The sequence below is a fragment of the Rossellomorea vietnamensis genome (genome assembly GCF_008180615.1).
Taxonomy (GTDB): domain Bacteria; phylum Bacillota; class Bacilli; order Bacillales; family Bacillaceae_B; genus Rossellomorea; species Rossellomorea vietnamensis_D.
Window position 1 is genome coordinate 107,679 of sequence record NZ_VTEH01000013.1, and the last position, 10,804, is coordinate 118,482.

The 10,804-nt window shown below is 40.2% G+C and carries 11 protein-coding genes; 8 read left to right on the plus strand and 3 right to left on the minus strand.

Annotation, left to right across the window (positions count from 1 at the left end):
• Positions 1-163: 163 nt before the first annotated feature.
• Positions 164-877, minus strand: a complete 714-nt coding sequence (locus FZC79_RS15860) for a 3-ketoacyl-ACP reductase (protein WP_148947745.1) — start codon at positions 875-877, stop codon at positions 164-166.
• Between the two features lie 423 nt (positions 878-1,300).
• On the opposite strand from FZC79_RS15860, the gene FZC79_RS15865 reads away from it, so the two are divergent.
• The 7 genes from FZC79_RS15865 (at position 1,301) to FZC79_RS15895 (ending at position 6,521) form a co-directional block, all read left to right on the plus strand.
• Complete coding sequence (locus FZC79_RS15865) at positions 1,301-1,723, plus strand: Rrf2 family transcriptional regulator (RefSeq protein ID WP_148947746.1); 423 nt, start codon at positions 1,301-1,303, stop codon at positions 1,721-1,723.
• Between the two features lie 163 nt (positions 1,724-1,886).
• Complete coding sequence (locus FZC79_RS15870) at positions 1,887-2,261, plus strand: IDEAL domain-containing protein (protein ID WP_148947747.1); 375 nt, start codon at positions 1,887-1,889, stop codon at positions 2,259-2,261.
• A 45-nt stretch (positions 2,262-2,306) separates the two neighbouring features.
• Positions 2,307-3,428 carry an NADH-dependent flavin oxidoreductase gene (locus FZC79_RS15875; RefSeq protein WP_148947748.1) on the plus strand — a complete coding sequence of 374 codons (1,122 nt, stop codon included), beginning with the start codon at positions 2,307-2,309 and terminating at the stop codon, positions 3,426-3,428.
• A 410-nt stretch (positions 3,429-3,838) separates the two neighbouring features.
• Positions 3,839-4,435, plus strand: coding sequence for a nitroreductase family protein (locus FZC79_RS15880; protein WP_148947749.1), 597 nt, complete (start codon positions 3,839-3,841; stop codon positions 4,433-4,435).
• Between the two features lie 724 nt (positions 4,436-5,159).
• Entirely contained in the window at positions 5,160-5,405 is a 246-nt protein-coding gene (locus tag FZC79_RS15885) for a DUF1450 domain-containing protein (protein ID WP_148947750.1), read from the plus strand.
• 19 nt (positions 5,406-5,424) lie between these two features.
• Positions 5,425-5,895 carry a hypothetical protein gene (locus FZC79_RS15890; protein ID WP_148947751.1) on the plus strand — a complete coding sequence of 157 codons (471 nt, stop codon included), beginning with the start codon at positions 5,425-5,427 and terminating at the stop codon, positions 5,893-5,895.
• 95 nt (positions 5,896-5,990) lie between these two features.
• Positions 5,991-6,521, plus strand: coding sequence for an NADPH-dependent FMN reductase (locus tag FZC79_RS15895; protein WP_148947752.1), 531 nt, complete (start codon positions 5,991-5,993; stop codon positions 6,519-6,521).
• A 305-nt stretch (positions 6,522-6,826) separates the two neighbouring features.
• Here the strand turns inward: FZC79_RS15895 and FZC79_RS15900 are convergent, their stop codons facing one another.
• Positions 6,827-7,453 (minus strand): FMN-dependent NADH-azoreductase, encoded by a 627-nt coding sequence (locus tag FZC79_RS15900; RefSeq protein ID WP_148947753.1) that lies wholly within the window; start codon positions 7,451-7,453, stop codon positions 6,827-6,829.
• A 68-nt stretch (positions 7,454-7,521) separates the two neighbouring features.
• A complete protein-coding gene (locus tag FZC79_RS15905) occupies positions 7,522-7,956 on the minus strand; it encodes a MarR family winged helix-turn-helix transcriptional regulator (protein WP_148947754.1) in 435 nt (144 codons plus the stop codon).
• Positions 7,957-8,211: 255 nt separating this feature from the next.
• On the opposite strand from FZC79_RS15905, the gene FZC79_RS15910 reads away from it, so the two are divergent.
• Entirely contained in the window at positions 8,212-10,413 is a 2,202-nt protein-coding gene (locus FZC79_RS15910; protein WP_148947755.1) for an FUSC family protein, read from the plus strand.
• The last annotated feature ends 391 nt before the right edge of the window (positions 10,414-10,804 follow it).

Below are 10,804 nucleotides of genomic sequence, written 5' to 3' on the forward strand. Positions count from 1 at the left end.
CTTGTGTATGCCATAGGTTCAAGTGCTTTTCATACTGATTAAGTCTTGCATGAAGAAAAGTTCTTAAAGCCTCTTATAAAGAAATAGTGTTTAAAATACAAAAGGCTTGGAAGAGTGCATCCAAGCCTTTTGATTATGTCAGATAAGAATATTAATATTGTTTTTAAGGATTCGTAGACCACATGCCTGAAGACTTAATGAACACTCGGCGGTTTAATTTTAGAGTGGAAACAATCAGTTCAGCCAAGTCTTCCGGCTGCATAACATTTTCAGTGCTGCCTGACAAAAGGTTGTTTTCTTGCGCCAGGTCTGTCGCCACTGTACTAGGTGTCAGCGCAGTCACACGGATATTGTATTTGCGGACTTCCTGCATAAGTGATTCTGTCAAACCTAAAACACCAAACTTTGATGCACTGTAAGCACTTGTAACAGGAGCTCCTTTTTGCCCTGCTGTTGAAGAAACATTGATGATATCACCAGTTTTTCTTTCAATCATCTCAGGGAGAACGGCTCTTGTCGCATTATAAACACCCATTAAATTCACACGAATGATTTTTTCCCATTCGACCGGGTCCAAATCAAGGAAGCCTCCAAATTTAGCTGTACCTGCATTATTAATCAGGATATCAATGCTTCCTAAGTCAGAACGGATATGCTCTGCTGCATGAGTTACAGATTCAAGATCCGATACATCTGCAACAGCTGCAGATACTTTCACATCGTACTCGGCCAGTTCCTCAGAAACCTTTTCCAGGTTTTCCATTGTCAATCCGAGCAATCCTACATTGACTCCTTCCTTGGCTAACGCGATGGCTGCTGCACGGCCGATTCCCCGGCCAGCGCCAGTAATAAGCACCGATTTTCCTTTTAAATCCATATTATAACTTCCTTTCTTATTGGTAATGGCTTTATTCGCATATATTGCTGCTTTCGGAAAAATTCCAAGAGCCGGATATCCTCTATAATTGGGAAGAGCGGCTCTTTCTTTTCATGTTTACCAGCTTACTCAGGTGAACTATGGTTATTTATTGTATTTAGTATCAAATAGCAGCAAGTTTACGAAAAAAGCCTGAGTATTTTTACCTCTTGATTTTGGCTTGTTGCCGATTTGAAAGCAAGAATTTTGCTTAGTGGTTATTCCCTGTTTGTAGTTTGCCGTTATTACAAGGCGAATATCCGGCTTTCTTGAGAGACTCACCTAGAACTGTGCTCGCTGGCAGTCATACAAAACCTGCTACCATTGACATGTCCAACTGTAAATCATATTATTACAGTAAGAAGTCTGGAGGAAGTGATTGCAGTGAATAGTGAATTTACGATTGCCGTTCACAGTTTAGTCTATTTAGCGTATCTGCCTGATCATATGGCGAGCAGCCAGTCCATTGCCCACAATGTAGCAACAAATCCGGTAAGAGTCAGGAAAATCATGAGCTGTCTCAGGGAGGCAGGTTTTGTAAAAACAAAAGAAGGGACCGGAGGGGGATATACCCTTACTGCGGATCCTAAAGATATCACATTGGGACAGGTATATCGTTCCGTCTCTTTTGGCGCCATCAAGCCGACATGGTGCAAGGGAGAAAGAGAAAAATCCTGTCTGATTTCAACCAATATTCAAGAAGTTGTCAATGGTATTTTCTTAGAAGCTGATCAATTTTTTGCGGAATATCTTGATAAAACCACAATAAAATCAGTACTGAATCAAATCAGAGGGAAGACAGAATGAAACGGATGATTTGACAACAAAAACTGTAAGTTATATGATTACAGTAAGAAATTCAAAGTTAATAGCACATTTGATTATATCAGCTTAAGTGTTTAAACCATTTAGGCTTTTCTTTTAACATAACTGTAACTTTTAGAATTACATTTAGAGGAAGGTGAAGGGCATGAACACAAAAAAAATTACCGTTGGAGATTGGGTTAAAGCCAAGTCCTTTGAAGGTGAAATTGTCATTGGCTATATAGAAAATGTGAATAAAAATGGCAAGTCAGTGAGAATGAAAGCTGTCCAAGATGAACAGGATGGAGTAAAAGGCAGTTCCATTGAAACACCTATCCAATCTGTTACACCATTACAGGAATTTCACAAAAAAACGAAAGCGGATATTTTGGAACTAATTGACCTTGCTCTTCTGACACATGATAAGGAATGGTTTGAACGACTGACTGCAGACCTGAAAGATTTTCATGAAGATCGTTCCAGAAACAGCCAGGCAAGAAAGCCATTTCCTGCAGGCAGCCGGTTAAATTTCCATTTGTAAATTAAAAAATTGAACCCTACCCACAATTGAATGGAGTGTTAAGAAATGAATGAAAACTATGATGCTTTACTGAAGACTTTTACTTTTAATAATGGAGTACAATTAAAAAACCGGATGGTACTTGCTCCTATGACAAACTTTGCCTCAAATCCTGACGGGACTGTAACTGACGAAGAAATCAATTATTATATCCGTCGTACCAAAGGTGTTGGAATGGCTATTACCGCGTGCACCAATGTTACTCCAAACGGGAAAGGGTTTCCCGGTGAATTTGCGGCTGACAGTGATGAAATGATTCCCAGCCTGAAAAGACTGGCAGATTCCCTTAAAGAACAGGGAACAAAAGCTATCCTGCAAATTTTCCATGGAGGAAGAGCCTGCCCTCCGGAATTGGTACCTGACGGAGACATCGTCAGCGCCAGTGCAGTAGCTGCAGAAGGAAGCGAACATACTCCAAGAGCTCTGGAGGAAAGAGAAATAGAAGAAATCATCAAAGCTTTTGGCGATGCAACCCGCCGAGCGATTGAAGCAGGATTCGATGGAGTGGAAATCCACGGAGCTAACGGCTATATTCTTCAGCAATTCTTTTCGCCGCATTCCAACCGCCGTTCAGACAAATGGGGAGGCAGTCTGGAAAACCGCTTGAATTTCCCGCTGGCTGTCGTTGATGAAGTTAAAAAAACAGCTGCACAGCACGAAGGAAATTCTTTCATCATAGGTTACCGTTTCTCTCCTGAAGAGCAGGAGACACCAGGCATAACGATGGATGAGACTCTTGTTCTTGTAGACAAACTCGCCGATCAGAACCTTGATTATCTGCACGTATCGCTAATGGACTTCTGGTCTGAACCAAGAAGAGGAGTGGAAGCTGATCAAACAAGGATTCAATATCTGTTAAACACCATCAATGACAGAGCACCTCTGATCGGAGTAGGCGGTATTCATACTCCTGAAGAAGCCCTAAAAGCTCTTAACGCAGGTGTCCCATTACTGGCATTGGGCCGGGAGCTGATTATGGAACCTGACTGGGTCCAAAAAGTTGAAGAGGGCAGAGAAGAAGAGATAGCGACGACTCTGTCTAAAGACGATCAAAAAAAATTAGTGATTCCCGATTATCTGTGGAATGCCATCATCAATACACCTGGGTGGTTCCCTGTAAAAGACTAGAAACAATAAAGCGGCCCCTTTTGGCCGCTTTATCTTTATATGACTACACTGGACAAGACTGAAATGCTTTAAATCTACAGTAGGTGGTTTCATTGTACTGAGGTAGTTAGGTAAAGAATATGCGGAAATAATGGTTGCTGTAACAACTATATAGTTTCAGGTTTGATACTTTCAAACCAGCAATTATGATTCCACTCTAAAATTTTTTACACTTTGGTAAGCCGGGAAATGTATTACCAATAAAATATGGATATTTTTAAAGTGTGATTTATACACACTCGTAACAGTCCCACTACAGATTTCGATTAACACAGGAACAACAGTGCTTGCCTTAACCCCTAAATAATCTTAGTAAAAGTATCAATCTTATCATATATAAGTAAGGAGCTATAACTTTCGGAGGTGAAAACATGGATATTTTTGAAGCAATCAGAACTCGAAGAAGCATGGGACTGGTTAAAGACGAACCGGTTCCGGAAGAAGTCATTCATCAACTACTGGAGGCGGGCAGCTGGGCACCAAGCCATTACCGTACTGAGCCCTGGCGATTCTTCGTGCTGACAGGGGAGGGGAGAAAACCTCTTGGAAGTGTTCTGGCAGAAATTGCAAAGGAAAGCATGGACGACCCATCCAGTGAAACCAATCAAAAGAAACTGGAGAAAACGCTGGTCAAACCATATAGGGCTCCTTTAATAATCACAGTGGCAGTGGAACCCTCTACTGATCATCCCAAGGTAATAGACGTAGAAGAATATGGAGCTGTTTTTGCAGCTATACAAAATATGCTTCTTGCAGCTCACGGACTCGGTCTTGCAGGATTTTGGAGAACAGGTCAACCTGCTTACCACAGGAAAATGAAAAAGATGTTCGGTTTATCCGAAAAAGGGGAAGTCCTGGGATTTCTGTATTTCGGCTATCCCAAAAGAGAGGCTCCCCAAGGCAAACGGAAAGATCTCAGTACATGTGTGAAATGGCTTAGTGCCGAAAAAGATTATGAGAATTTATAATGCTTCTTACATTACTACACCGATTTATATTTTGAAAAGACTATTTTCGCAAAGATTGTGGCTGTTTTAAAGGTATGGGATTTCCACTCCAGGCGTGCGGTGTACCTCCTCGGCTTTGCCTGCTTAAAAAGTAGAAGCGCCTTGGTCAGCCCCGACAGGCAAATGCTCTCAAGAGAAAAAAAAGCGGCCTTTCCTCTTAATCTCTTAAGGTTATTTGACCCCGAGGAGCTAGGCGCTGGAACTAGACGACCGCTAGTCCCGCAGGAGATCGTACGCCTTCCGTTTCAATCCTTCTAGGAATGATAGGGAGTAGGGGGGAGATCGTATTCAATAGCAACTATCTTTTAGAAAAGATCCTTTGATAAATAAACCCTCACCCTCCATTTGAATCGGATAGAAAACCCTGTCAACCATGTTTTCTGAGACAGGGTTTTTGAAATTGTCATTTCTATTCTAAGAATAAATGGATCAAATTTGCTATAATTGGTTTTTAAGCTAAGACTGTTTTCTCATATATGGTTGTTTTCGAAAATCCCAAGTCCTAATTTTTCTCTCTAAAAAAGGAAGAGAAGCTCTTTTCTTTCTTACTAACAGGTTATTCTACTCTACTATGGCGATCATTTTTTAAATTAATATTCAATAGATACAAAGTTTACTAAAAGAGCTAAAGAGAAAGGCATAATTCTCTTACCCTATAACTACACCTAAAAAGGAGGAATCCGGTATGGGAATTGTTGTTGTTGAAATTTGCGATGGCAGTTTGATTAATTCTATAAATCTGGAAGAGATACTTGAATCCAAATATCCGGAAGTATCTGTCCTTGAAAACACTTGTTTATCTTTTTGCGGCATGTGTGCCAAACGTCCTTATGCTATTGTGAATGGCAAGAGGATCTTTGCCAAGACCGCTGAAGAATGCTTGGAAAAGATTGAAGAACATATAGAAAAAGAACTTGCGATTTATGCATAAATGAATGGTAGGGGTTAGCATGAAATTGATTCACATCTATTACAACGCTTTAAAGCTGCCGAACAAAAAGGCACGCAATTTTTTGAATAAGACGAATTTGACTTATACTTTGCTTTATTTGTTTTCTTTAGTCATCATCATCAATCTTCCCGGCTTTGTTGACGTTTTAGTGAACGGAAGTGAAGGGGATGGTCTTTTCTTAATCCAATTCCTTGTTCTTGGACCGTTTTTTGCAGCTTTTGCAGTATTGGCGGGAATATCCCTGATTACCGTCTTGCTGGTTGGAGCTGCATCAGTTTTACAACGGAAATTGAAGTATCAATATTTATGGAAAATGGCAGTATTCTCGCTGCCGCTACCCATTCTGGCAGGGTATACAGCCGATTTGATTTTCCCGGTTGAATGGCTGCCCGCAGCTGCCTTTCTTGTAATTTTCCTCATGATTCATTTGAAACTGATAGTGGATTTTCCTAAACGCAAGCTTAATTAGCGAAAATTTTCAATTTATATGGTAATGTATAATTGTAAAAATAATGAGAATGTTTGCTTTACAGCATAAGAATATTCATTGGGAGGTATTACAGTATGAAGCTTGTTGGCCTATCAGGTGCCTTGGCTGGTTCAAAGACCGCTATTGCGGTTAATGAAACATTAAAGACCGCTGGCAGACTGAATGCAAACCTGGAAACTGAAATGATTGATCTTAGGGACTTTGACGTAGAAATGGTTAAAGGGTATCCTTTAGAAAAATATAATGAAGATACACAGAAAGTTGTTAAAACGATTCTCTCAGCAGATCTGCTTGTCATTGGGACACCGATCTATCAGGCTTCCATTTCAGGGGTGCTCAAAAACCTGTTTGACCATATCCCTCAGGAAGGATTTGATGGTAAAGTGGTCGGGATGGTGGCAACTGCAGGATCGGAAAAACATTACCTGGTCCCGGAGTATCACTTAAAGCCAATTATCTCTTTCTTGAAAGGGACCCTGCCGGCAAGGAATGTTTTCGTTCACAATTCCTGCTTCGACGGTAGCAATGTTATTATCAATGAGGATGTACTGAATCGAATGGAGAAAATGAGTAAAGAAATGATAAAACTTTATACTTCCAATTGAACTATAAGCAAAGACAGACCCCTATTAACAGGAAAACTATTCCAATTAACTTAATTTTGAATTATAATTAATGAAGTACATAAGAACCCGGGGGTTGTTCAATGGTTCATTCAAAAGAAAAACCAATATATTATGATGGAAGCGGGAAGGCCTTTTCATTGAAACAGCCTGTTAGTACACAAACCGTCGTTACCCCTGTCTCAACTAAGGATCTCATCAAATTTCCTTGTTTTCCTTACTTAAAATAATCAAAAAAGTGGATGCCTTTAGCAGGGCATCCACTTTTTCTTGGTTATTATGGTTGTTTACTTACGACCAGCCAGTTCAGCAGCTCTTGCTAATCCTTCTTCAATGATGGTTTGTGCTTGATCCGGATATTGGTTGTGGCCTTCAATAATTACACTTTGAATATCCGTCACTCCCCAGAAGCTCAGCATTGTTTGAACATAATTCACGGACATCTCTGAGTTTTGTGCAGGACCCTCTGAATAAACTCCACCACGTGCATTAAGCAATACAGCCTTTTTCTCACCAAGCAATCCTACAGGTCCTTCTGGAGTATAACGGAATGCTTTTCCTGCTTGTGCCATGTAATCAAGATACGTATGAAGAACGGCCGGGACGGAGAAATTCCATAGCGGGAAGGCAAACACTACTTTGTCTGCTTCAAGAAATTGATTCAGGTATTTGTTGACCGTGTCTGCTGCTGTTTGCTCTTCCTCAGTCAATTCCATACCTTTCGAAAGCTTGAACATACCGTTAATCATGTCATTATTATAATAAGGAAGATTTTCATGAAAAAGATCAAGCTCGGTGATTTCGTCTTCAGGATGTGCTTCCTTGTAGTTTTCTAAGAACGTATGATATAGCTTTACACTGACAGCCTGTTCGATTGGTCTGCAGTTTGCTTTAATGAATAATACTTTTTCCATGATGGTAAAACCTCCGTTGATAAATATACTCTAGTTGTTATAGCAACTTCTCAGGATAGAGAGGATTCTTATTTCTCTCCATGAACATTGGTGTTGATCTTGTTCAATAATCTTTCTAATTCCGCAATCTCTTCAGAAGAAATATTTTTACAAACCAGCGAGTTGAATTCTTCAGCTATAGGAAGCACCTTTTCTCCCAATACTTTTCCTGTTTCTGTCAAGTGAAGTTTTAGAGAGCGGCGGTCATCCTGGCAGCTGGTTCGTTTAATAAATCCCTTTTTCTCAAGATTCGAGGCCATTCGGGCAATATTGGTTTTGTCTTTGCCCAGGTTTTCAGCAAGCTGATTTTGAGCCAGGCCATCTTTTTCCCAAAGAAGCATCATAACCAGATTCTGCTCTGGAGCCAGATTGAAATCTTCCAGCATGGATTTAATATAGCTGGTCAGGTTCAAATCGGTTTTGTGAATTTTGATACTGATATAATCTTTAAATTTAATGTTCACTTGTTTCCTCCGTTAATTAGTTGCTATAACGACTATTTACTTGAAACAGTATAATCGTCTCTAAAAAAGATGTCAAATAACAAGATTTTTGTCTAAAGTCAAAGCTAAAAAGCAGGGATAAGACAAGTTACTGTATTTATATTCAAAGTCTATGGTAGAATCTAAAAACTGATTGAAGCCCTGGATTACCTGTTTATGAAAAGGGGTACGATATAAGAGTAGAATGTATGGTTTTTAGAAAAGGTATGATAAAAAATGAAGAAATTACATAATCAGCCTGTTTGGCTGGGCCGCTTTTTAGCGTCAGACCCCGGCAGAAAAAGATTTCAGTCGGCAGGTAAAACAACAATCAGCATCATCACATCCGTCTTTACTATGATGCTTTTACTTAATGTATTTAATTATGGCACCATAACTCCCGCCATCGTTGCCGGTATGGTGGGACTGCTGTCAATCATGCTGGTGATGGATGACACGCTGGCAAAGAAAAAAGTAACAACCCTTCTTATTGGAATAAGCGGGGCAGCAGGTATTACTATTGGTTCTCTATCAACGGGGCATCCATTTATTCTGAATATTTTAATGGTCATTATAATTTTCAGTGCCTTTTATTTTTCCAAATTACAGATACGGTATTTCTCAATGGGCATGACTGCCTTTATGACGACTTATTTTTCATCGATCCTGGCATTGGATGCAGCTCATTTATCCTGGTTCTACATAGGTATTGTGTGCGGAGTGTTTTTTTCTTTTCTATATAATTTTGTCATCTTCAAAGGATCGGCCCATGGATTAAGAAGGGGATTGCGTTCTTTTCATATTCAGACGAATTTGGTTCTAACTCTTTTAATTCAATGGATATTAGAACCGGAGAACAGAAAGCAGAAAAAGAGACTGCTGGATAAAAATGTTCAACGATTGAACGAATATTCCAGAATGGTAGCAGGAGACATAACCGAGGAAGACTTGAGGAAGCTATGGCCGGGTATCTCAGTTTCCCAGTTACGCCTCTATATTTTTGATGCTGAAATGCTTATTCAAACGCTGACAGCTTCCGTTGAAAAATTGGAGGGGCAGGGAGCTTTCGAACAGAATGATATTGAGGAATTAGTCGTCCGGATCGTTCAATCCTTAAGGGATACTAAAGTTCTTTCCCATAACTACTCATCACACGCTCTTCAAGACGCTGAATCTGCTGTGCAAGAGCTTCGTTTACTTCTTGCTGATGTTCTTAATTCACAGGAGGAACCCCAAAAGTGGGTTTATCCTCTAAGAAGAATTGAATCGATCGCTAACCATGTAGTCGATGCAGCTGTAATTATTCAACAATCAATGAATTCTCCAGAGTCACGCCAGAACGTCGAAAAATACTATAATGCTTCTTCACAAGAGAAATATGCAGATCTGCCGGAAGAAAAGGAAGAAGAAACAAAGACATTAAAACCAACAACAAGGAAAGCCATTCAGTCCATTGTGGCTGGTATCCTTGCCATAATTACGGGGCATATTATCTCACCTGTACAGCCTTATTGGGTACTCCTGACAACCTTTATTATTCAGATTGGAACAGAATCAGTCGGTAGGACCTACGTTAAAGGCTTTCAGCGCTCACTTGGTACAGTAATAGGAGCAGCAGCAGGTTTCATTGCCGCAAATCTTGTGACCGGAAATGCCGCCCTTGAAGTGATATTGCTTTTTGTTGTCATTTTTCTTACATTTTATGTTTTTACCGTTTCGTATACATGGATGAGTTTCTTTATCACAATGCTGATCGCCTTCATGTATGACCTCCTGCTCGGTGGAATCAGTGTAGAACTAATTACAGCGAGAGTAATTGATACCATTGCAGGAGCTCTGATCGCTTTACTCGTGTCAGCGCTTGTTCTGCCAAAGAAGACGACAGATAAAGTAACAGAGTCTTTCGATGATTTTCTGGAAGAGCTCAAAGAGTACACCTCTGATTATTTAAAGACATTCATAGACCAGGAGCCTAAAGAACTTACTGACCAAGCCTTCGATTTAGATCAGAAGCTTCAAGTAATCAAGGACGAGGCACAATCACTTCTGCAAAGGCCGGACTCTGCAACAAAGTCCGGTATCAGCCGATGGATGCTGGTCGTTACTTCTATCAATTATTATGCAAAGCACTTGCTTGCTTCCTCACATAGAAATGTCTCTGCGGGCGTCCCTGGTGATTTACAGGAAGTGTTTGTTTTGACTGAAAAAAAACTTAGAATCAACATTGATTTACTCCAAGATCTTATAAAAGAAAAGGAGAATAAGTCCCTTTTCTGGAGTTTGGATGAAGAAAGAGACAGAATAGAAACTCTATCACCAAGCAGACAAAAGGGGAAAGCCGATTTGATCCACCACATGTATTATATTTGGCGTATTAACCAATCAATCATCGCCCTGGGGAACGAATTAGGGGCAGGAGAGGCTGGGACAAAACCATAATAAATGCTCTCTTCGCAAAGATTGTGGCTGAGTAAAAACAATGGATTTCCGCTCCAGGTGCACGACTCCGCGGGGCGGGCGGTGAGCCTCCTCGGCTGCGCCTGTGGGGTCTCACCCACTGGCTTTGCATAGGTTCCAAAATAAGTAAATAGAGCGGGAGAAGTTATAGACAAACACAAAAAAAGCTCCTATTGTAGATGTATTGACTGTTTGTTCCCAAAAACAAACTATCTACAAAAGGAGCACAAAACCTCTATTATGTTAGCTCAAAAAACAGTCATTAGTCAATGTTTATCTTTATTACCAACAAAGCATTTAGCTTGTCCTCTTATGAACTACGATATGAAAAAGCTTACTAACGAACAATTGGTCAAGCTTTTCATTACTGCAC